Source organism: Methanosarcina sp. 1.H.T.1A.1 (assembly GCF_000979295.1).
Lineage (GTDB): Archaea > Halobacteriota > Methanosarcinia > Methanosarcinales > Methanosarcinaceae > Methanosarcina.
In genome coordinates this window covers 47176-68296 of the sequence record NZ_JJQY01000074.1, presented here as the reverse complement: position 1 = coordinate 68296, position 21121 = coordinate 47176, and the positions used below count along the sequence as shown (strand labels likewise).

Here is a 21121-nt window from a genome sequence, read left to right as displayed (position 1 = left end):
CTTGAGGGGCAGTATATCAACCTGCGACTCGGGCACAACAATTAATTATTTGTTGAGCGATTGGGTATACGAAACATAAATAGGAGAACAAAGTAAAAGAAATCTTTATATAGAAGGAAATTTTGAGCATGGAAGTTTACCTGCCGCGAGCTGCCTGTGAAAGCAGACTCTATGGGAGTAGAGGCGCTGTTTCAGGAAAGTTCTTATATAAAGGTGCGGAAACTGGACTCTGTAACTTTCCGGAAGGACGGGGGACATATTGTCTAAACTCAACAATAAAATCTTAAATCTGATTCCAGCGGTTTCTCTGTTACTACTTGTTTACAACCTCTTTGTTCTCAGGGAAATTCAGCCTGAAGGATATGCAGTTAATATCTATGAACAGCTTCCTTTCCATTTTTACCTGATCCTGCTCTTATGTTACCTTTCTGCCTGCTTTCTGCTTCTTGCATATAGAAAGATTAGTGCAGTTTTCACACTACTACTTGTTCATATTATTGTATTGATAATCCCGTATATGCTTGGTTACGCTTCAGTAGGCAGGGGAGATGAATTTTCATACCTGATTCTGGCAGGAAATACAGGGATTTTCGGTTCCTCAGGTCTTTCTGCCTTTTCAGATCTCTCCCCTACAGGTCCTCTACTGGTCTCAGCTCTGGCTCTGACCTCAGGAATGAATGCACGGGCACTATCATATTTTTTACCGGTTTTATTTTCTATTATATTTATTGCCGGTATGTTTCTGTTCTACCGGGGCTTTATGAGCCGGGAAAAGCTGGTATCGGTAACTTTTCTCTGCTCGGTCATTCCATACTTCGGGCATTTCCAGGTATCAACGGTCCCCTACTACCTTACTTTCTGTCTTGTTCCTCTCTATCTTCTTTTGCTTTGGAATGCAATCTCCAATAAAAACAGAACAGCGGGAGTTGTTTGTTTGCTCTTTATGATACCTTTGCTCCCGTTAGCTCATCCTTTTATCTTCATGTACCTGGTATGTTTCTCTCTGCTGCTTGCTTTTGCAGGTAAAGTCATGCAGTCAGGGCTCCTTAAAAAAATCCTCAGTCTTAAAAGCCTTGCTCGAGATCCCCTTTCAAGCTCTTCAGGAAGAATAGTTCCTCTATTTATCCTGCTGTCATTTACTTCGGGCGGCTTCTTGCTCTGCGCAAAGTACGCTTCAGGGTTTTTTGATATTTTTCTCCCGGCTCTTGCCTGGCGTATCAATTCCCTTGCAGCTGCGGGTTTTGCTACAATTCCAAGCATGGACCCCGGGATTTTCGAGTTCATACACCTTTTCAACCTTTATTACGGCAAGTACTACATCCCGTTAATTTTTGTTGTAATTAATACAGTAATCGTATGGCAGAATCGCAAACGCTTTTGCCACCACTTTGTTCGCAGATACCCCCGCTTTTTATTCCTGTATATAATTGCATTCTTCCTTGAGCTTGGCTTTCTCTTAAACCCCTTCATCCCTTACCCGCCAGATAGATTTGCAAACTTAAGTTTCATCATCTTTGCCCAGATCCCGCTTCTGGGGTACTCTCTCTATATTGTCCTTCTCAGGAAGGGGTATACAACCGGCCTTAGCGCTACAATCCTGGTTCTGGGTCTTCTCTGGACTTTAGGGTTTTTCAGCTGTTTCAGTTCCCCATATGCCGGAGGAATCTCGGAAGCTATCACACAAAATGAGGTGGAAGGAATGCAGTGGTTAGTAGGATCAAAAGCAGCAGACCCGTATGTTATGTCTTCTGGAGATAAAGTGGGTTATACCTTTTCAGGAAATTCTACCGACAGTCCGGGACAATATGATGCATTTCCCGAGGTTTCTATCATATCCGGGTCAGCCCCTGCAAACCATCCCGCGGATGTAAAGTCTTTGAATAATTCCACTACATTTGGACCTTTCTACCTCGTAGTAACAACTTTCTCAGAGGCTCTGAACCTGGAAAAATCAGGATCTGATAATCTGGGATATTCTTCAGCAGGAAACAGTTCCGAGACTCAGGACAATAAGCCTCTGTACAAGATTTACGACTCTCTTAACATAAAAATCTACAAGCATACTCCTTGAGTCTGCTTTTTCCCTAGTAGCGCCACCCTAGTTGCGCCACCCTAGTTGCGCCACCCGAATTGCGTCTCGGGAGTACGCGGTCCTTTTCGCTGCGCTCAAGAGGACTAATTTTTGGGTTTTAGAAGTGAGCTTTGCTCAAGAGGACTAATTTTTGGGTTTTAAAAGTGAGCTTTGCTCAAGAGGACTAATTTTTGGGTTTTAAAAGTGAGCTTTGTTCAAGAGGTCTAATTTATGGATTCTGTCACGTTCGATGCGGGAGAGCGAGCTTTCAGACCACAAAGAAGAGATAAGTCCAAAATAAAAGTTATAGAGGATCGATAAAAATTAGAAATCGCAGAAAGACCCTGTGATTTTTTCTTACGTGGCTGGTGAGACGGCTTTAGCTCTGTAAGGCGCAGAAGAGATAATAAATATTTCAGCCTCTGATTCTGGAATCTATAAGCCGATTAATCAGATACTACATTTTTTATTAGTCCTGCTCTTTTGCTTTCTCTTTCATTGTTTGAGGGCTGTATTTTTTTCTTCTATTTTTGTCCTGATATAACTGCCCGCAAAAAGGAGAATAATGCTCAATCCTATTATTTCCGGGATAAATGCGCCTGAATACGCCGGATTGTATGAATTACTCAGGATTCTCATGAAGTACTCAATAAAACCTCCGGAAAGCGTATCTTTTGGAAACTCCCATCCCATAAGTGGCCAGAAAAGGACTTCAGGTGAATTCCATATCTGGTCCTCAAGCAGGTGACAGAATGAAGCGCCTGCAACAATAAGGGGTATCATCCAGCCCTTTCGGTAGAAGGTGTAACCTGCAACCAGCCCTATCAGGACTCCGAAGAGAAGGGTATGGGCAAAGATTCTTCCGCTTCCTATAGTCTCAGTAAGAATTATCCTGCCAAGGGGTTTATCGATAAAGTCCGGAAGGAGAGCCCCAAAAGCTATCCATTTAAAGTCTACCGGAATATTCTTTTTCGAAAATAAACGGTTCAGGGAATAGAAGATCCCCAGAGTAATGCCTATATGCCCGAGAATAAACATCAGATTAAAAAAGTTGATTGCGTATAATTATGTTTTGGCCGGCCGGCCTAAAAGGCAGGCCAGCAAAGGGTTCCGACGTTTTACTGATGTACGAAACTTTTCAGATCTGGCACTCAGATACAAGCTTTTCTACAAGTTCCTGCCTGATCGCAGTTCTCCGGTCTCCGCCGCAGACCATACCCCGGACGCCAATTATGTCGGGCCCTATCCTTTCGAGTACCGGAAGGTCTTCGAATTTCAGGGAACCGGCAATTGCATTTTCAAGCCCGTGTTCATGAGCAAGGTCAGTAAACTCTGTCAGCTCTTTTTCATCCATGAATTCGAAGGTAGATTTCCCGTCCTTGATGCCTGTATCTACCATAACCACATCTACTCCGGCCTCTGCGGCAACAGCGGGGAGTAAAATCGGAGAAATCGAATTAATACGTTTATAGTCCGAATATCCTGAGGCAACAACCTTTTTTGATGGGTCATAGTCTTTTACGGCTCTTGTAATCTTTGTGAGCAGTTCAAGGGCCTGTGCTTCGGTCTGGATATCGTAAAGGCCTACTTTAATATAATCCGCTCCAGATGCTGCTGCTCCCAGGGCAGCAAGGGCAGCAGTTCCGGGTTTATAGTTGAAATCTCCTATTGTTGCGCTTATCGGCTGCCTACCGTTTACAACCTCTTTAATATCCCTGATCACCCAGGGGAAATTGGCTCCAAGAGAACCTTCTTTCGGGTTTTTGACATCTACAATGTCTGCGCCGCCTCTGGAAGCGATGATTGCTTCCTCTTTATTTATTGGACTTACAAGCAGTTTCATAAAAAGCCTCTAATTAAGAATGAAGTTAAATCTCTAATGATATATATTGTTTATTTATATACAATCAATCTTATTTTATATTTTTTTATAGGATGATGCAGCTATGTGATAAGTATGTTCCGAGTAATTTTTGTGATGGATATATTTAACCGTAACGTTGTTCTTGCAAAGGGCGGAGTAAGGGAAAATTACCGCCCGGTTTCGGATTCAAGTGTTATATGCAGCAGTTCGGACCCTGTTGATATACTCGAATCTGTGCACCCTCGCGAAGTCTACATTGCCGATCTTAATGTACTGCAGGGGAAAGGTCCCCTCGAGACTAATGCCAGTATTATCCGGGAAGTAAGTTTTAGAGCAGAGACAATGCTTGATTTTGGAATCGCTTCTCTTGAAGATGTGGACAAAGCGCTTTCCATCGCCCAAACTGCAGTCATAGGCACAGAGACAGGCACACTTGCAGTGATCAAAGAAGCAGCTTTACGATACCCCGGAAAAATAAGTGTCAGCATTGATATAAAACACGGGAAGCTTCTTAAACAGGACCCTGAGATCCCTCAAGATCCCTTCGAAATCGTAAAGCTGCTTAACGGACTCCCCTTAAAAGACCTTCTCTTCCTCGATCTCGACAGAGTTGGGACGGCTTCTGGCTTTGATTCTGAATTCCTTCGCAAACTGGCTGAAGCCTCTGAGCACAGTGTGCTGCTTGCGGGCGGGGTCAAGGGCATGGACGACCTTTTTGCTCTGGAGAGGATCGGCGTAAGGGGCGCTCTGGTAGCAACTGCAATCCACTCAGGTTCGGTCCCTCCGGAAGTGATGGACCTGGGACTTGAAATAATTAAGAAAGGCAATTAATGAATTCTCGGGAAGGATTTATGTCCTGCCTTATGCCTCTGGTATATAAGGCATTGAGTATCTTTATAAACCAATTAGCAGATTTATATCCAGATCATCAGATTTCATCATCAAAACAAAGAGTTTACGAGGTTACAGCATGGCAACAAGAAAGGTAACTGAAGAGAGCATTGAAGAGCCAGTAGAGGAGCGAGCAGGAGAAAACAGTGGAGACGGGTACACGGAGATCAAGATGGGGGGCGGCTGGTACATGACCATCTCTCTGGCGCACAGCGACCGTTTTGAAAAGGAATATGTAGAGCTCGCAAAAGAACGTGGAGGCGTGAAAAAGTCCCGCTTCAATCTCAACCCTTCGCACGTCCGGATGCTGGCGGAAGCCCTGATCAAATTTGCGGATGACAACAAGCTCTAACCGGGCTTTCATTTTCTTTTCTTTTTTTATTTCAGTCGAATACCCCGCTAGCCTGCTGCGGGGTGCGCCAGCGCAACTTTGATTTTTATATTTATATCCGAGGTTTAATTTTCGAATTTACTCGCCGGGATCAATCTTCGGGTTAATCTCCTGCCTGACTCTTTGATTTTAATTTAAGATTTAATCTTCATGCCCGGGCAATATCCAATTCAATCCCTTTGAACAAACTCAAGAATTTTTTGGACAACTGTTTTTTCCACATTTTCTGGAGAGCAGGACGCATCAACTACTATAAACCGCTCCGGCTCTTCTGAGGCAAGCCTGAGGAAATTTTCTCTGACTCCATGTAAAAATTCTATCTTTTCGAATTTGGTTTGTTCTCCCCGCTTCCCGCAGCGCTCAACTGCGATTTCAGGTTCAATATCAAAAAGAAAAGTAAGGTCCGGAACAATGGTCCAGCCTTTGTGCAGGCTCCTTACCCATTCAAGCGGGTTCTCGATACGGTTTTTAAGAGTTATTCCCTGGTAAGCATAGCGGCTGTCGGAATAACGGTCCGAAATCACGGTTTTCCCGTTCTCAAGTGCAGGCTTTACAAGCTTTGCCAGATGTTCAGCATGGTCAGCTGTAAAAAGGAATAGTTCGGCAAGCTGGTCGGTATCCGACTGGATTGCTTTTTCAACAGCATTTCCAGTAAGGGTATCTCTTGTCGGCTCTCTGGTAAAGATCGGCTCAAAAGCACGAATTTCATGGTTTTTCTGAAGTTTTTTTGCAACCGTACTTTTGCCTGAACCATCAATACCCTCAAGTGTGATCAGTTTACCTCTCATAAGGACCGCCTTTTTAATTTTCTTTCTTTACAGGTTTTCATTCAAACGCACTATCTGTATTTATACTCTATAGAGAGTCACACATAGCTGATAGGTCAGGTCAGCAGTTCCAGATAAAATGAGTATCTATTTATGCAAACATTAAAAATAACTTAAATTAATGACTGTAATAGGAGTTATCACACGGGGCAAGTACGGACACCGCCTTATTGAAATTGTAAAGGAACACAGTGATTTTTCAGTTGTAACTGCCGACCTGCCCGAGTTCGTGCCCATATTCATTGAGGAACCTGATGAGTTTCTGGAAAGACTGAATTTCGACCTGCGTGTCTTTTCTGCCGAGATTGTAGTTACTTATTCCCTGCATCCTGACCTTACCTCGGCAATTGCAAAACTTGCCGCAGAAGCCGGGGTGCGCTCTTTGATTATCCCTGGAGGGCCTTCCAGAGCATCGGTTCCTGAACTTAAAAAAATATCAGAAGCTTCCGGAATGGACATCGAGGTGGATGAAATTTGCTGCACCCTCGAACCCACCTCCTTCAATCGTCCGTTTGCTGATATTTTCGGGTCTCCCGTTTTGAAAGTCAAGACCGAGAACGGAAAAATAGCTAAAGTTGAGGTCATAAAAGGTGCCCCCTGTGGAAGTACCTGGCATATGGCAAAGGAAATTATTGGAGTGCCAGTAAAAGATGCCCCCCCGAAAGCCGGGCTGCTGGTCCAGCAATATCCCTGCCGGGCGGTCAGGGGCGAAATGGGAGGTATTCACGAGTCTGCAGAACTGCACAAGCAGGCGCTCATAAAAGCGCTTGAGAATGAGGAGTGATTATATATTCTTTGGAAAAATATATTCTAAATATGGTCGAAAAATGGGATCCAATTTTTAATTTCTGAAATTCCTGTTTTTTGCCTGTACCGGTTTCCAAATACCTTTGGGGGTGAAAACATTATTTCCCTATCTATCTCAGAAGATTCAGGGCCTGAAGACCTTGAGCCAATAGCAGTCGCAGTTCATTCACTAATGGGACTCCCTACCACTATTAGAAGCCTCAAACGAAAAGGGCTTCGCCTGGAAAAGGGAAAAATCCTTGACAGGGACTATACAGGACCTGTGCTTGAAGAGGTGTTAAAGACTAACAAAATTGCCCATGAAGTTCCCGCAGAAGGCATGTACCGTGGAAAACATGTGGTAGTTGTTCCCATCCGTTCAAAGGACGGTAAGGTTGTCGCGGCTCTCGGGATTGTGGACCTTCTGGCTACAATTGATCTTCCATCTGTCTTTCAGGAATATACTTCCGTGCTGGAAGAAGTCGAGGATGCAAAAAAATGAAGCCAAAGCAGGTTACAAGCAGCATTCTAATAAAGAAAAGGAAATAACAAATTGCTTTTTAAAACGAATTGCTTTTTAAAACGAATTGCTTTTTAAAACGAATTGCTTTTTAAAACGAGTTGTTTTTTTAAAGCGAATTGATTTTTATTGGAGGATTTTGTCCCCCACCTCTTTTTCAAGGTTTGAGAGGGACATTTTTCCAATTCCTCCAGTCCTGAATGAAATACAGGGTCTGAGTTTTAAAACCGGGAAAAGTTTTCCGGTATTTACTGTGGTTTTTCGTATAATTTGACCTTCTTCAACAGGGCACCACTCTTTGCGTGGGGCTGTCTGAAGACTGTGTCGTTGGATTTTTCGATTTCCCTTGCCTGGGTTGCGAGTTGCGCTGCAGCTCCCATTATCTCGTGCCCGGCTGCGGCTGTGAGGCAGACCTGGTCGATTTCCTTTAACATAAAGCAAGCAGGGAAGTTAACCTGTGCAACTTTCTCAGCCATGTGAAGGGCGGCAAGAGCCTTTGCTTTTGCGTATGGGTTTGCAAATCCTGCGTGTTCTACACATTTCTCAGGTTTTGCGAAGATATGCGGGAGTTCAAGCTCCTTTCCTGACTTTCCGGAAGCAACCTGCTCGGTTACCCTGTCGAGCTCTTCCTGGATAAGTCTTACAACACCACAGACGGAAAGGACTTTCATAGCATCGGAATTGAAGGATGCCATCTCAACGGGGTCGAGGAACTCTCTCTTTGCTCCGATAAGGGGGTCTACCGGAAGGATAATGTATCCGAAACCGTCCTGCTCAAAAGCCTCACGGGCTTCCTTTTTTGTAGGACCGTCTGAAACTACGATACAGGGTACATCTTTCCAGAGTTCACGGGCTGCGGTAGGGCCTGGAGCTGCTGCATTCGGACTGATAATTACCACGAAGTCAGCATTCCACTGCTTGAAGCTTTCAGTGTCCGCGGCATCAGCTGGGCCCATTTTGGCACCAGTACCACATACCCTTACAGTAATTCCTTCTCGCGCTGCAATTTCATCCTGGATCAGATTGATAACCTGGCTCATTCCCAGGTTGCCCATTTTTATAAAGCCTATGTTGACCATTTTTCTCAAAATCCTGTGTTGACCTTTTTCTTCAATAGTGGAATTCCTAAAGGGTTTATAATCCTTTTGGCAATCTCCCTTTCGTATCCATCTTATTTTATATATATCTGTCCTATTTATAATCATTATTCGGTACCTTTTGTTGCTCCTCCGAAAAGCTTAAAAGGGATGTGATTTATTTCACTCAAAAACGTTGACATCAATGCTGTTGTTTTGTGGTTTTGTTTTCGCGAAACCCGCATTATAATTTGAAGAACTTTATCCGTTGGTGGGCTTTTAATGTCAGGGCACATATATTCTATCAAGCTGCGGGGGTACCCTGAAAACGGTATTTCGTGCGGCATGCCCTTTTTCGGGAATTGTCCCGCTATATATATAGCTATTCAGGTCCAGGTTTTGATTGAGTGAACTGTCCTATACATAATTCTACTGAAAACAAACTTATTGTTTTTGATATGGATAGTACCCTTATAGACGCTGAGACCATCGATGAGCTCGCCAGGGCCGCAGGTGTTGTAAGCAAAGTAGAGGAGATTACGAAGAGAGCGATGTATGGAGACCTCGATTTCGAGCAAGCGCTTGCAGAAAGGGTCAGACTTCTTAAGGGACTTCCCCTTGAAACTGCCCTTGATGCTGTAAATCAGATTAATCTTATGCCGGGAGCAGCCGAACTTGTCCTGTATGCTAAAAATCGGGGTTATAAGACTGCGATGATTTCCGGTGGATTTACCATAGCTGCCGAGATGGTAGGTAAAGTGCTTGGTATTGATTTCGTCGTCTCTAACGAACTGCTTATGGAAGACGGCTGCCTCACGGGCGAAGTTGTCGGTCCTGTCACACAAAGCGATTCCAAAGCAAAAGTGTTCGAGGAATTGGCTCGGTTTTACAATGTCAGGCCTGAGCAGTGTGTGGTTGTCGGGGACGGCGCAAACGATGCTTGCATTTTTGAGGTAGCTGGGTTTGCCATAGCTTTCAATCCAAAGCCCATACTTAGGGAATATGCGGACGTGGTCATAACAATAAAAGACCTGAGAGCCGTGATCCCTGTTCTTGACTCTCTTTCTTATCAATTTTGTAATCAGGCACAGCATGTCGACATCGAACACTACTAAAATGCCAGCTCTTTTGCTGGATCGGGAGGCACAATAAGAGATGCTAAAGGAATTGCAGAAAAAAAGATCAGATTTGAAGGACATTTCTGAAGAATCCAAGGAAAAAAGGAATACTTTAAACGCTGAGGCCAGCGCGCTTGCCGCAAAGCGCAACGACCTGAACAAGAAGACAAAAGACCTTATCAACGAAGCCCAGGAACTAAAAGTTCTCAGGGACGAGATCAACGAGAAGGTCAGTGAATACAAGAACAAGCGCGATGACACCAACGCCAAAGCAAATGATCTGTTCGCAAAGGCAGATTCCATCAGGAAACAGAACAACCTTGGCGGGCCCTCAATCAAAGCCTTAAGGAAAGACATCGATCGCCTTGAATTCACCCAGCAGACCGAAGTTCTCAGCACAAGCAAGGAAAGAGAACTCGTTAGCAAGATTGCAGAGCTTCAGAAACAATACCACGAGAAAAAAGTCCAGCTTGAGGGCAACCTCGAACTGAAAGATATCCTGGATGAAGCCCAGCAAATCAGGGACGAAGCTTCGGAGTTCCACAACGAGCTTGCAGAATACGCCAGGCAGGCCCAGGAATACCACGAGAAGATGATTAATGCCTTCAAGGAAGCTGACAGAACCAGGGCAGAGTCAGACATTGCACACCGGGATTTTGTAAAAGCCCAGGAAGCAGCTGACGAACAGCACAAGATTTTCATCAATGCCCAGAAGGAAATCAGGGATCTCGACAAAGAAGTCTTCAAGCTCAAGAAGAAAGACAAGGACGGAAAGTCCCGTGTCGTCAAGTCCGAACTTCAGAAGGATGCCAAATCCATTTTCGATAAGTTCAAGGGCGGAGCTAAACTCACTACCGAAGACCTGATGACTCTTCAGCGGTCTGGTTTAGTCTAATCAATCACATCGAATATATTTGCTCGCTAAATTTTTAATTTCCGTTGCAAGTAAAGGTCCCAAACCTTTACCTGCACTCATTTTTCTGTTCTCAGCTTATTTTTCTGTTCCCAGAGCAGTAATGTGCTGCTTGTTTAATGTTGACTGTTTACTGCCTGTTTATATCCCCTGCTTATGCTGTCTCAGTTGTTTTTATCCCGGAATATACGGCTTTTCTATAAACTTTTACTTTTCGTTGCTTCCTGGTACGGTTGATGTTCTGTTAGTGTACTTTCGTGCAGTGTACTTTCGCACGGCTAGTGCTTTCGCTTTTGTCTGTTGTGCAGGCAAGCTCACCTCACAGAGCATACGGAAAAAAAGAACGATTATGACTTTTAAGGTCTGCCTGCTTCAAAAATCTGAAAATTGCTTTAAAAAACCTGAAGCTCACTCTAGAAGCTTCAGGTATTTTTCCCTGAACTCGGGGTTTCTCATAAGGCAGCATTTTGCGTTATATGCCGGATCGTCCCTTATTTTTTTCCAGACATCCTTTATTTTATCCCTGTGGACATTTCCATAGGGAATGGGGATACAGGCACAGGGGTGAATATTTCCTTCAGGCGTGATGTGCAGCCATTTTCTGCCTGCCATACAGCCTGTGGTCTTCATAACCTGTGGAATTGGAAAAACTCTGGGTCCTTCCTTTTCCCTGGTCTGGGACACAAAATTGTCAAATTTCCTGAGGTCTTTTGGGGTCATGATCTCGGAAGCATGGTCCATCCACCTGCCTGTTGGCACTATCTCATAGAAAGAGAGTTCATGGATTCCAAGATCCGTTGCAAGGGTATAGAGTTCATCAAGCTCATTGACATTGTCCCTTGAAAGCACCACATATATGTTTACAAGCAGCCCAGCCGCAAGTCCGTTTTTGACTGCTTCAACTGCACTTTTGAAAACTCCTTTCCTGCCCCTTACATAATCATGCTTTTCCTCATATGCGCTGTCAAAACTAACTGTAAGGGAATACAGCCCTGCAGCTTTAAGGCTCCGTGCGCGTTCTTCTGTTAGTCCGACTCCTGAGGTGAACATCCCGGTAATAGCTTTTTCAGGGGCAACGTAGCTTATCAGGGCTTCCAGACCAGGGTAGGTCAGGGGTTCTCCCCCATCAAAAATCACAAAGGTTGTGCCCATTTCGAGCACCTGATCAATTACATCTTTAATGGTTTCGGGTGCAAGTTTTGCCCTGTTCTTTGTATCGGGGAGGGCACAGTGGATGCAGTTGTTGGGGCAGTCCTCGGTAATTGAGATTGTTACCTGGTCAGGCATATTTTTTCCGAACATTGATGACAACTGGCTCTTCACAAGCCGGTCAAAGCCCGGACTTGGAATCGGAGGCATCCAGGTAGAATAGATCAGGCGGTCAGCTTCTACATTCGCAGGCTTTTCGCCGTCAAAGATCGAGATGTTTGCCGCAAGGGCTTTTTTCATGAGTGGAGAGGCTACTCCACCGGTTTTCATCTTCAAGCACCCATCTTCAATTTCGGCATAAACCCTGAAAAGGGGATTTTTATAAAACTCGTACTGCATATTTTCCCTGCATCTGGCTTTCTGGTAGTTTTTTCTTTTCTTTATTTTCCTTTCTTTATTTTCCGTTCTATTTTTCCGTTCTATTTTTTCTGGTTTTGTCTTTCTTTTTTATCTTATCCCTTTTTCAGTCCTATTTTTTCCAGCTTGCCTTTCGTCTCCAGTTTACTTGTCCCTCAGGAATGCTCTGTATTTTAGCATAGCTGAAGGTTTTTTCTTCAACGTGAAGATAAATACCTGCATAGCCTGTTCAAAGGCGCTGCCGTGGATAAAGGACAGGTCTTCTTTTTCAAACACCCTTACCATTTCATCGATTTCTCTGTCCGTCATCTTCCTGAGGGTCTCAAGCCCTATACGGCCCAGGTAATGCTCGACCTTAAACTCCTTTTCCCAGGTTTTCCGGTATTCCGAAAGAGTACTTTTTGAGACGTCTCCCTTTTTTACAGCATCTGCCGCCACGTCTCCGCATATCTGACCTGCCCTCATTGCATAGCCTATCCCGGACTGGCCTGCAGCTCCTCCAGCTACCATTATCCCATCAGTTATGTACTCACCTGGGATAGTAACAATAGGGTCCCCCCCGGAAAGTTTTCTTACAACTTCAAGTTCTTCGAGCCCTTTAAGCTTTTTGAAACGCTCCACCCAGGCGTTCAGGTAAGGAGTGGCATCCTTCCCACATCTGCGCACATAAGCCCCAATCGCAGCATTATCGCCTCCTCTGGGTGCATATGTGGTCTTCCAGCCGGGAGCATGGTTTCCTACATAGTACTCAAACATTTCAGGCTTCCCGAGCCCAGGAGCCCTGACGTCCAGCTCAATTCCCCAGGCAATATCCTCGGGGTGTTTCATTGTTTTCAGACCTAGAAGGGATGCCATTTTTGAATTGATGCCGTCGGAAATTACTACAAGTCTCGACCTGAACACCCCTGCCGAAGTACTGATCGCAAATTCTCCCCCTTCCTTCCGGATACTGTTTACTCCTATCCCTGTTCTGAGATCAACACCGGTTTTTATTACCTTTTCAGTATAAAACCGGTCAAATCTCGTTTTATCGATAGAATAACCAGGTGTTTCTACTATAACTTCGCGTCCTTCCGGGGAGATAATCTTCATTCCCTTGAGGTAATGCACAACATAAGACGGGTCTACCTTTTCTCCGCACCTGTCAAGCATCCCCTTAAAAAAAGAGTTTGCAGGGTGTGGCGGATTCCCGATCTCTTCCTTTTTTTCCAACAAAAGGACATCCGCACCCTTTTCACAGGCATTTCTGGCAGCCATGAGCCCTGCAGGGGACGCCCCGATTACAATAATGTCCGCATCCATTTTTTTCTATCCTTTTTTCACCAGATAATGGAGGTATAAGATCCAAGATATATGCAGAGCACCACGTCCAGGATCATTGACCCGAACATTATTGCTCTGTAGTTTGAGCCGTTAAGGAAAAGCGCGCCGCCCCTCTCAGGAGTTGGATGTTTGATAAAATCAAAACACTGGGCAAGCATCCAGAGCCCTGAGGCAAGAGCGCCTGCAAAAAATACCGGGCCGAGTCTGGCTGACCAGCCTATTATAACTGAAGCAATAACTCCGACAATCCACCAGAATGTCACAAACCTGGCGGTAAAGGGAATTCCAAAGGTTACGGGCAGTGTAGGGGCCCCTTTTAGCCGGTCTCCTTCCACATCTCTGGCAACGCCTCCCAGAGTAAAAGCCCAGTCCGTAACGCACATCATGAGCCCGAAACAGATTGCCGGAAGGGGTAAAATCACTCCGTCGCTGCCTTTCAGGATTCCTGCGGGGTCAAATGCAAGCCATACCCCGATAGGTACGAGTCCGTAGGAGATGCCGACAGGCAGGAAGCTCAGGAAGGTGCTGCGCTTTGCAAAGATTGAGTAAATGGTGATAGTTGCAGCTGCGACAAATAGGACTGCAAGGGATTCCGGGTTCAAGTACGTGGCTGCGGCACCTGCGATAAGTAAAAGCAAGAGAGCGTACATCATTGCCGAGTTCTTTGAGACCCTCGACGCAGGCAGGGGGCGGTCCGGGATATTTATGGTGTCTATATCGACATCGCAGCAGTCATTGAAAACATATGAACTGGTTATGGCCGCAAAGCCTCCTATCACGGCAATCAAGAAGGGGACAAGTAAGGGCAGCCCTCCGGTTGCCAGGTAGGAAGCAAGGATCGCGCTTGCGGCGGGGAGGGTCAGGTCCATGTAGTAGAGTTCGGGTCTCAGCAATCGGAGGTAGGGGCTGAGCTCCCCGATTCTTGCTGTAAGGGACAATCTTTTCACCTGTGCTTTTCTGGTTTGTATTGGGGGTTGGTTATATTTCGGGAATTGTCAGGTTTTTAGTGTTATCAGGGATTTTTACAGTTAGTCCTATAAACATTGGCATCTCAAAAAAGTTTCCTTTTTCTCTTTTTCAGGAGAATCCTGCCATGAAAAGGTAACTGAGGGGTTTACGAGATGCATGAGAACCCCTGGAACAATTAAAGAATCCATGAAAAATCCAGGCCCCTTTAAGGGGCTATGAGATGCTTATTCTTTTTTCCAGGCATCCCTGTAGACCAGTTCAGCCTTTTCTTTTATTTTTTCGAGCAGGGGATGCTCGAACGCCCGCTCACAGACAAAGGTAAACTTCGCTTTCGGGTTAAGCTCTATCAGTTTAAGGGTATTTGAAAGGGCGGTGCTGAGAGCTTCGTAATCCGGAAACTTTGAGACCTCGGCATTGAATGGGTATACCTCTTCCATTTCTGCAGGGAATGCCCCGAAAGGTGCTTTGAAGATAAGGAGCTGGTCATAGCTTCTTTCCCCTTTCACTGGAGTTGTGCGGATAATTGCCGAACCTTCAAGGCTGAACCTTTCCAGCCGCTTTCCGAAGCGCAGGACTTCTGGGCGGGAGGCGGATTCGGGTCCGCAGTAGAAATAGGTGCCTTTGGTGGCAGGGTCTAACTGTTCCAGCCAGGGAGAATGGGTGTAGAGCTTTTTCAGCCCGTCAAGAAGTTTCGGGTGGGCACGGCAGCGTTGTTCAACAAGCTCGAGCAGTTTTCCGTCCTTTATGCACTGCTTGATCAGCCGGATTTCCGCAAAGGTTGCGTAGAGGTTGTGCCTTCCCAGGAGTTCGTCCCGGTTTTTGGCTTTTCTCAACTCATCTGCAGTATATTTAGAACAGATAGGGCAGGAGCAGGGCAGGTAGTTCAGTTTTTCTATGTGATAAGTCCCGTTTACAGTAATATAACGCCCGTCCTTGGCATAGAGGGCATAAGCCGCCGAGTCAAAAAGGTCACAGCCAAGCGCGACTGCAAGAGCAAACATCATAGGGTGCCCTGCCCCGAAAAGGTGTACTGGTGAGGTCGGAGACAGACCTTTTTTGGCTGCGGCAATTACATCCACAAGCTCTGCGTAACGATAGGATTCCATTAGCGGGACAACGGCTCCCAGGGGATAAACATCAAAGTTCAGGTCTTTCAGGTGGGATGCAGCCTTTTCCCTGAGTTCGGGATAGGTCGATCCCTGGACCGGGCCTGCAAGGAGCTGTTCGCCCTGAATGAATTTGCGGGCAGCTTCCAGGCGTTCGGTAGTGATTACAAGTTCTTCTTCCGCCCTCCTGTAGTGAACGTCCGGAGGAGTCGGGATATCAAGTGGGACTATGATGTCGCTCCCGATTTTCTGCTGGAAAGCGAGGATCTCTTCGTTTGTAACTTCCACTGACCCGTATACTGAAAGTTGAAAAGAGCCCGAGTCTGTCATAATTGGCCCGTCAAAGCCAAGGAGCCCGTGCAGCCCTTTTTCAAGGGCGACACTTCGCAGTTCTTCCTTCCGGTAAATGATATAGGAATTGGTGATCAGAATCTCTGCCCCGAAGCTTTTCATCTCTTTCGGGGAGATAAGCTGGATGTTCGGATTTACTACAGGCATGACAGTAGGTGTCTCAACAGTCCCGTGAGGGGTCTTGAGTTTACCTATCCTGCCGCCTGCGTCCTTGTCGAGAATTTCAAATGTCGCTGACATGCCGGGGGTATAGATGCCTCTCAGATATATTTATCTTTGGGGGCTTACAGGAGTCCGGGGTGGGGCGAATTTGACAGGATTTTTTTCAAAGGGGCCCTGTACTTTTTTTCAGTTTTCCTCTTTGCCTTTAGTTTTTCCGGGATATTTTGGTTTCTTTTCGCATGTGACGTTCTCTGTTTTGGATAGTTTTGTATCACTCATGCACAACCGTTATATATCTCAAGAATTCATGGTTATATACAAGATACATACAGGTGATTACATGACTGAAGACCCGAAAAAATTGTTATTTGATTTTACGGCCGGACTTGGTGAGTTTGCTTCCGAAACCGAAGTTCAGGGAAAGCAGGCTGCAGCGTTTATAGGCATGGTCGGAGCAAGCTTTGAAACTTCGGTTCTTGACTTCAAAACCAAGGAATTGATTGCTATAGGTGTTGCCCTCTACCACCGCTGCCCTTACTGTATCTCTCTGCACGCCTTCAATGCCCTTGAGGCCGGAGCAACAAAAGAGGAAATTATGCAGGCTGCCATGGTTTCAGTTTCTTTTGGCGGCGGACCTTCGATGTCCTTTGCAGTGACCCTCCTGAAGAACGCGGTTGAGACCTTCCAGGGCGAGTCCTTCACCAAAGAAGACCGGATGGAGATTCTCAAAAGGCTTGGGATGGCTTAATTTTTTTAAAATAGAAATGGACTGGCTTTTTGAGGCCGGGGTCCATACTCTTTTTATTTTCTGTGCTCTTCTATTTCTTCTCTTTTCAGTCTTCTTTTGCTCTCGGCATTGCAATTATTTCCCTTACCTGAAGGGAGAAGAAATCATTGCTGTGAGCCGGCCTTAGTACAAGAGCCACATCTGCACCCCACCTTGTGCCTCCTATGGCTATGATTTCAGTATCGTTTGAGACCGGGATATGGCCTGAGTCTGCTGCCATAATGGCAACCTCTATCGCTACCTTGAAGCCTTTTCCGAAAAGGGAACGCAGGGTATCTGCAATTACTTCGATCCTTGAATAGCCTCCGAACTTCTTTGTGACCGAACGCTCTATTCCGGAAAACATATGTGATTGGGTAGTGATTACTGCTCCAAGTTCTTCGAGCTTCTTTTTGTATTCTTCTTCTACTTCCCACTCGCCTTTCTCTTTCTGCCCGTACTGGTGGCTTACTCCAATTACTTTTATGGCGCTGCCCTTTACTGCCTCTGCCATTTTAAGAGCAGTTTTCCCGCTGGTACTGGCAACTACAATGTGGGATATTCCAAGTTCTGCTGCCCTTTTTGCTGCAGCTTCAATAACAGCTTCCGTGTTTGCTTCCCCTACGCTGTCCAGATAAAGAATTGGTTTTTCCATAAATTACTTCCTCCTATGTTTGATTTTAATTTTCTTTTACGAACTTCTTTCATTAATTATTTTATCAACTTTTTAAGTTTATTTCTGTCCGCTTTTCCGTCTTTTTTCTGGTATCTTCTTTCTTTTCTATGAAACTTTTTTCCCTCTCTTTTTCTTACCTTCATCAACACAGTTTGCATTCAGCAAACATTTAGCGGAGAAGGCATCGTAATTAGAATAAACGCTTCTGATCTGAATTATTTTTTCTCTGTCATGAGAAAAGATATATATTAAAAGGATTCTCTTTTAATAAAAAAGAGGGTTATGGCATTCGGAATCCCGGATTCGTCGATATTTTTTTTATTGATGTCTGTGCAGAAGGTCACGCAGACCCGGGCTGGCGAGAAACTTGTTTATTTAGGATTAGCAGATATAATCATAGGGGTTTTATTTCATTGAGGTGGTTTTTTTGTCAACTACTACAGACTATGACAACAACGACGTGAAGATTATTACCAAACCTGTGCAGTCAAAAAACCCTGTTTTGATTGAAGGTTTTCCCGGAATCGGGCTTGTGGGGAATATAGCAAGTCAGCACATGATCGAAGAGATGAATATGGAGTATATAGGCTCCATTGAGTCCAGGTATTTCCCTTCAATTGCGGTGCTTTATGAGGGGCTTATAAACATGCCTGTAAGGATCTACGAAAACGTGGAGCACAACCTCATTATAGTCATCTCCGATATTCCGATCAGTCACTCGGTCTCATACGATGTAAGCAACGCTCTCGTGGACTGGGCTGAGTCTATCAATGTTAGGGAGGTTGCTTCCATTGCAGGAATTGCCATTATGGACGGGGGACATAAGGTTTTCGGGGCAGCAACCACGTCGGAAATGCTGGATAAAATCAGGGACAAGGTAGAAATTTTCCAGATGGGGACTATTTCCGGGATTTCAGGCAGCGTAATGGCCGAATGCCTGTTGCGCGGGATTCCTGCAATTAGTCTACTCGGGGCTACAAAAACCCAGAACCCTGATCCGAGAGCCGCTTCTGCCGTGATTGGAGTCCTTAATGAACTGTACGGGCTTTCGGTCAGCACTGATAGGCTTATAGAACAGGCTGAGCGCATAGAAATCGAGCTCCATAAGCTTGCTGAAGACGTTCAGACTACCGAGCAGAAAGGAGAAGTAAAGAAGGAATTCCCAATGTACGGGTGATTCCATGGAGTACATCGCGTTAACAGGAATTGCTGATTCCGTGATTGAGGTCCTGAAGAAACACGAGCTCAGGACTCTTGAGATCCGGACTCCGCAGAACTTCTTCGGAGTACTCGGGCTCAATGCAGGAGATAATGTTCTCCTTACTTCTGCGAGCCTTCAGGACCTTACAGATGGAACTTCAGCTCTTATAGCAAAGATTGTGCAGATGCAGATCTCTGTTCATTCTATTGTCAGCTCAAACGATATCTATTGTGAAGAACGAGAAGCCATGTCAGCTCGTATTCAGCTTGAGTGCAGGTGCATGGCACGGGTGAAAAGCGTCGTTTCAAACGAACTCGGAAAACCAGTGAGAGTCGACGCAAGAGAACTTTCCTGCTACGAAGCCAGGTAATAATTTCGTTAATTACGTTAGTTATTTAAAAACGGCTCCAAAAACGGCTTTTCTTATTCTCCTGGCATTCCAATGTCAGACGATACCTATGTGTTTTAAAGAGACTATTATTTTCTGGCCTTTGATGCTTCTTTTCTAGAAAAGGATTCTTTTCCTCTGAAATAAATGCCACTGTTCTGAAAAACACCAATGCTCTGAAAAATACTTCTACTCTGAAAGAAGACTCTTTTGAAAATTGGAAAAACGAACGGAAAAGAAAGGTTCCGGAAAGTTGGAATTCTCTCCGGTAACCCTGGATTCATATTTTTGAATTATTTACATATCTTCTGGCATTTCGCCGCCCGGACCTGCGCCTGGACCTGCTCTCATGCCTGAGGATGCGATTACGTCGTCAATCCTGAGGATCATGATTGCAGCTTCGGTAGCAGCGTTGATTGCCTGGGTCTTGATCCTGAGGGGTTCGACAACGTTGTTTTCGAACATATCCTCGATCTTTCCGCTGTAGACGTTGAGCCCTGCACGCTTGTTGCCTTTCTCGTGCTGGGAGCGCATTTCCACGAGCATGTCGATTGGGTCAAGCCCTGCGTTTTCTGCAAGGGTTTTCGGAATGACTTCGAGAGCTTCGGCATAGACCTTAACTGCAAGCTGTTCTCTGCCTTTAAGGGTTGCTGCGTATTCCTGGAGTCTGAGGGATAATTCGATTTCAGGTGAGCCGCCGCCCACAACAATCTTCTGGTCTTCGAGAGCAACGCCCACAACTCTGAGGGCATCTTCAAGGGCTCTCTCAATTCCTTCAACTACATGCTCGGTTCCGCCGCGAAGCAGAATTGAGGTGGTCTTACTGTCCTTGCAGCCTGTGACGAAGGTCATTCTGGAACCTGTGACGTCCTTCTCTTCCACAAGGCCTGCATAGCCGAGGTCGGACTCCTCGATTTCATCCATGCTTGTGATTACCTTTGCACCTGTTGCCCTGGAGAGTTTGTCCATGTCACTCTTCTTGATTCTGCGGATCGCGAAAATGCCTGCCTTTGTCATGTAGTACTGGGCAAGGTCGTCAATGCCCTTCTGGCAGAAGACTACATTTGCACCTGTCCTGATTACTTTTTCCACAATTTCCTTGAGCATGGCTTCTTCCTGGTCAAGGAAAAGCTGCATCTGGTCAGGGGCGGTGATCTTTATCTCGGCTTTTGTTTCGGTTTTCTTGAGTTCAATGGGCACGCTCAAGAGCAGGACTTTTGCATCTTTCACTATTTCCGGCATTCCGGTGTGGACACGTTCTTTATCAATGATTACGCCTTCGATAATCTCGGAGTCTTTGATGCTTCCGCCGGGCCTCTTTTCGATCTTGATGTCCTCGATGTCCACTGTGATCTTCCCATCTTCACTTACCTCAACAACTGATTTAACGGCCTTGACTGCAAGTTTGGAAAGGTGATCCTTTTGAGCCTCTGCGCCTTTTCCTGTAATGGCTGTGCCTGCTATTTTCACAAGAGTCTCGGTGTCTTCCGGAGATGCACTGACAGTGATGGTCTCCAGGATCTTTGTAGCCTGGTCTGCTGCAAGCCTGTAGCCGCTTGCGATCACGGTGGGGTGAACGCCGCTTTCAAGCAGGTCTTCTGCCTTTGTCAGGAATTCTCCTGCGAGCACGGCTGCGGTGGTTGTCCCGTCGCCTACTTCGGCATCCTGGGTCTTGGCGACTTCTACGATCATCTTTGCACCTGGGTGCTCGATGTCCATTTCTTTGAGGATTGTTGCTCCGTCGTTGGTGATGACGACGTCTCCCATGGAGTCTACAAGCATCTTGTCCATACCCTTCGGTCCAAGAGTGGTCCTTACTGCCTCAGCTACTGCCTTTGCGGCCATGATGTTGTTGTGCTGGGCGTCGGAACCGTGGGTTCTCTTGCTGCCTTCTCTCAAAATAAAAATCGGTTGTGCTGCCAAAATTTAATCTCCTTTATAATGATATGAATTTCTATGAATTTTTATCAGTAGTATTTCTGAGCACGTTATCTTTGTGCGTAATTTTTCATATTCTTAATGCAAGCACTTCTATATAAGAATTCCTCTGGATGTCAGGTTTTGAATCTTTAAAATGGGGTCTTCTGGTCCTTTTAATACCTTTTTTTTGGTTGGTTTTGAAGGTATCTTAAATCCGGGTGTATTTCTTAGAGTAT

The 21121-nt window shown here is 45.4% G+C and carries 21 protein-coding genes; 11 read left to right on the top strand and 10 right to left on the bottom strand.

The window, feature by feature from the left end; genetic code table 11:
* Window positions 1-259 precede the first annotated feature (259 nt).
* The gene (locus EO95_RS07435; protein ID WP_048133588.1) at window positions 260-2071 is read left to right on the top strand and encodes a hypothetical protein; all 1812 of its coding nucleotides are present in this window, start codon (window positions 260-262) and stop codon (window positions 2069-2071) included.
* Window positions 2072-2566: 495 nt separating this feature from the next.
* Here the strand turns inward: EO95_RS07435 and EO95_RS07430 are convergent, their stop codons facing one another.
* Together EO95_RS07430 and EO95_RS07425 are read right to left on the bottom strand one after the other, a co-directional pair.
* On the bottom strand, window positions 2567-3109 hold the full coding sequence (locus EO95_RS07430; protein ID WP_048133587.1) for a metal-dependent hydrolase: 543 nt from the start codon (window positions 3107-3109) through the stop codon (window positions 2567-2569).
* A gap of 100 nt (window positions 3110-3209) precedes the next feature.
* The gene (locus EO95_RS07425) at window positions 3210-3914 is read right to left on the bottom strand and encodes a (5-formylfuran-3-yl)methyl phosphate synthase (protein ID WP_048133586.1); all 705 of its coding nucleotides are present in this window, start codon (window positions 3912-3914) and stop codon (window positions 3210-3212) included.
* Window positions 3915-4028: 114 nt separating this feature from the next.
* Between EO95_RS07425 and EO95_RS07420 the strand changes: the two genes are divergently transcribed.
* Together EO95_RS07420 and EO95_RS07415 are read left to right on the top strand one after the other, a co-directional pair.
* Window positions 4029-4766, top strand: coding sequence for a HisA/HisF-related TIM barrel protein (locus EO95_RS07420; protein ID WP_048133585.1), 738 nt, complete (start codon window positions 4029-4031; stop codon window positions 4764-4766).
* Between the two features lie 139 nt (window positions 4767-4905).
* Entirely contained in the window at window positions 4906-5178 is a 273-nt protein-coding gene (locus EO95_RS07415; protein ID WP_048133584.1) for a hypothetical protein, read from the top strand.
* A 209-nt stretch (window positions 5179-5387) separates the two neighbouring features.
* Here EO95_RS07415 and tmk read toward each other — a convergent pair whose 3' ends face one another.
* Window positions 5388-6005, bottom strand: a complete 618-nt coding sequence (gene tmk, locus EO95_RS07410; protein ID WP_048133583.1) for a dTMP kinase — start codon at window positions 6003-6005, stop codon at window positions 5388-5390.
* A gap of 160 nt (window positions 6006-6165) precedes the next feature.
* Between tmk and EO95_RS07405 the strand changes: the two genes are divergently transcribed.
* Window positions 6166-6828 carry a DUF166 domain-containing protein gene (locus EO95_RS07405; protein WP_048133582.1) on the top strand — a complete coding sequence of 221 codons (663 nt, stop codon included), beginning with the start codon at window positions 6166-6168 and terminating at the stop codon, window positions 6826-6828.
* A 195-nt stretch (window positions 6829-7023) separates the two neighbouring features.
* On the top strand, window positions 7024-7332 hold the full coding sequence (locus EO95_RS07400; RefSeq protein ID WP_327037149.1) for a DUF2111 domain-containing protein: 309 nt from the start codon (window positions 7024-7026) through the stop codon (window positions 7330-7332).
* A gap of 266 nt (window positions 7333-7598) precedes the next feature.
* On the opposite strand, the gene EO95_RS07395 is transcribed toward EO95_RS07400, so the two are convergent.
* Entirely contained in the window at window positions 7599-8429 is an 831-nt protein-coding gene (locus tag EO95_RS07395) for a F420-dependent methylenetetrahydromethanopterin dehydrogenase (RefSeq protein WP_048133580.1), read from the bottom strand.
* A 279-nt stretch (window positions 8430-8708) separates the two neighbouring features.
* Between EO95_RS07395 and EO95_RS18450 the strand changes: the two genes are divergently transcribed.
* The 3 genes from EO95_RS18450 to EO95_RS07385 are packed head-to-tail and all read left to right on the top strand — an operon-like array spanning window position 8709 to window position 10439.
* Window positions 8709-8837: a hypothetical protein gene (locus tag EO95_RS18450; protein ID WP_255350183.1), complete on the top strand. Its 129-nt coding sequence runs from the start codon at window positions 8709-8711 to the stop codon at window positions 8835-8837.
* The gene (gene serB, locus EO95_RS07390) at window positions 8834-9541 is read left to right on the top strand and encodes a phosphoserine phosphatase SerB (protein WP_048133579.1); all 708 of its coding nucleotides are present in this window, start codon (window positions 8834-8836) and stop codon (window positions 9539-9541) included. The genes EO95_RS18450 and serB overlap by 4 nt, the downstream gene beginning before the upstream one ends.
* A 40-nt stretch (window positions 9542-9581) precedes the next feature.
* On the top strand, window positions 9582-10439 hold the full coding sequence (locus EO95_RS07385) for a coiled-coil protein (protein WP_048133578.1): 858 nt from the start codon (window positions 9582-9584) through the stop codon (window positions 10437-10439).
* A gap of 426 nt (window positions 10440-10865) precedes the next feature.
* Here the strand turns inward: EO95_RS07385 and EO95_RS07380 are convergent, their stop codons facing one another.
* The 4 genes from EO95_RS07380 to tgtA all read right to left on the bottom strand — a co-directional run bounded on the left by EO95_RS07380 (window position 10866) and on the right by tgtA (window position 16012).
* Entirely contained in the window at window positions 10866-12005 is a 1140-nt protein-coding gene (locus EO95_RS07380) for a radical SAM protein (RefSeq protein WP_048133577.1), read from the bottom strand.
* 162 nt (window positions 12006-12167) lie between these two features.
* Window positions 12168-13325: an NAD(P)/FAD-dependent oxidoreductase gene (locus tag EO95_RS07375; protein ID WP_048133576.1), complete on the bottom strand. Its 1158-nt coding sequence runs from the start codon at window positions 13323-13325 to the stop codon at window positions 12168-12170.
* A gap of 17 nt (window positions 13326-13342) precedes the next feature.
* Window positions 13343-14284 carry a UbiA family prenyltransferase gene (locus EO95_RS07370; protein ID WP_048133575.1) on the bottom strand — a complete coding sequence of 314 codons (942 nt, stop codon included), beginning with the start codon at window positions 14282-14284 and terminating at the stop codon, window positions 13343-13345.
* A gap of 255 nt (window positions 14285-14539) precedes the next feature.
* Window positions 14540-16012 carry a tRNA guanosine(15) transglycosylase TgtA gene (gene tgtA / locus EO95_RS07365; RefSeq protein WP_048133574.1) on the bottom strand — a complete coding sequence of 491 codons (1473 nt, stop codon included), beginning with the start codon at window positions 16010-16012 and terminating at the stop codon, window positions 14540-14542.
* Window positions 16013-16241: 229 nt separating this feature from the next.
* Here tgtA and EO95_RS07360 point away from each other — a divergent pair, with 229 nt between their 5' ends.
* Window positions 16242-16682 carry a carboxymuconolactone decarboxylase family protein gene (locus tag EO95_RS07360; RefSeq protein WP_200895017.1) on the top strand — a complete coding sequence of 147 codons (441 nt, stop codon included), beginning with the start codon at window positions 16242-16244 and terminating at the stop codon, window positions 16680-16682.
* A gap of 85 nt (window positions 16683-16767) precedes the next feature.
* Here EO95_RS07360 and EO95_RS07355 read toward each other — a convergent pair whose 3' ends face one another.
* Window positions 16768-17355 (bottom strand): pyruvate kinase alpha/beta domain-containing protein, encoded by a 588-nt coding sequence (locus tag EO95_RS07355; protein WP_048133572.1) that lies wholly within the window; start codon window positions 17353-17355, stop codon window positions 16768-16770.
* A 448-nt stretch (window positions 17356-17803) separates the two neighbouring features.
* On the opposite strand from EO95_RS07355, the gene EO95_RS07350 reads away from it, so the two are divergent.
* The gene (locus EO95_RS07350; protein ID WP_048133571.1) at window positions 17804-18553 is read left to right on the top strand and encodes a proteasome assembly chaperone family protein; all 750 of its coding nucleotides are present in this window, start codon (window positions 17804-17806) and stop codon (window positions 18551-18553) included.
* Between the two features lie 4 nt (window positions 18554-18557).
* Window positions 18558-18947, top strand: a complete 390-nt coding sequence (locus tag EO95_RS07345; RefSeq protein WP_048133570.1) for a DUF473 domain-containing protein — start codon at window positions 18558-18560, stop codon at window positions 18945-18947.
* A gap of 315 nt (window positions 18948-19262) precedes the next feature.
* Here EO95_RS07345 and thsB read toward each other — a convergent pair whose 3' ends face one another.
* A complete protein-coding gene (gene thsB / locus EO95_RS07335; protein ID WP_048133568.1) occupies window positions 19263-20888 on the bottom strand; it encodes a thermosome subunit beta in 1626 nt (541 codons plus the stop codon).
* Between the last annotated feature and the right edge of the window lie 233 nt (window positions 20889-21121).

Bases quoted from the DNA above. Each gene is read 5' to 3' on its own strand.
- EO95_RS07430 (WP_048133587.1), bottom strand. From the start codon at position 3,109: ATGTTTATTCTCGGGCATATAGGCATTACTCTGGGGATCTTCTATTCC.
- EO95_RS07425 (WP_048133586.1), bottom strand. From the start codon at position 3,914: ATGAAACTGCTTGTAAGTCCAATAAATAAAGAGGAAGCAATCATCGCT.
- EO95_RS07420 (WP_048133585.1), top strand. From the start codon at position 4,029: ATGTTCCGAGTAATTTTTGTGATGGATATATTTAACCGTAACGTTGTT.
- EO95_RS07415 (WP_048133584.1), top strand. From the start codon at position 4,906: ATGGCAACAAGAAAGGTAACTGAAGAGAGCATTGAAGAGCCAGTAGAG.
- tmk (WP_048133583.1), bottom strand. From the start codon at position 6,005: ATGAGAGGTAAACTGATCACACTTGAGGGTATTGATGGTTCAGGCAAA.
- EO95_RS07405 (WP_048133582.1), top strand. From the start codon at position 6,166: ATGACTGTAATAGGAGTTATCACACGGGGCAAGTACGGACACCGCCTT.
- EO95_RS07400 (WP_327037149.1), top strand. From the start codon at position 7,024: ATGGGACTCCCTACCACTATTAGAAGCCTCAAACGAAAAGGGCTTCGC.
- EO95_RS07395 (WP_048133580.1), bottom strand. From the start codon at position 8,429: ATGGTCAACATAGGCTTTATAAAAATGGGCAACCTGGGAATGAGCCAG.
- EO95_RS18450 (WP_255350183.1), top strand. From the start codon at position 8,709: ATGTCAGGGCACATATATTCTATCAAGCTGCGGGGGTACCCTGAAAAC.
- EO95_RS07385 (WP_048133578.1), top strand. From the start codon at position 9,582: ATGCTAAAGGAATTGCAGAAAAAAAGATCAGATTTGAAGGACATTTCT.
- EO95_RS07380 (WP_048133577.1), bottom strand. From the start codon at position 12,005: ATGCAGTACGAGTTTTATAAAAATCCCCTTTTCAGGGTTTATGCCGAA.
- EO95_RS07375 (WP_048133576.1), bottom strand. From the start codon at position 13,325: ATGGATGCGGACATTATTGTAATCGGGGCGTCCCCTGCAGGGCTCATG.
- tgtA (WP_048133574.1), bottom strand. From the start codon at position 16,012: ATGTCAGCGACATTTGAAATTCTCGACAAGGACGCAGGCGGCAGGATA.
- EO95_RS07360 (WP_200895017.1), top strand. From the start codon at position 16,242: ATGGTTATATACAAGATACATACAGGTGATTACATGACTGAAGACCCG.
- EO95_RS07355 (WP_048133572.1), bottom strand. From the start codon at position 17,355: ATGGAAAAACCAATTCTTTATCTGGACAGCGTAGGGGAAGCAAACACG.
- EO95_RS07345 (WP_048133570.1), top strand. From the start codon at position 18,558: ATGGAGTACATCGCGTTAACAGGAATTGCTGATTCCGTGATTGAGGTC.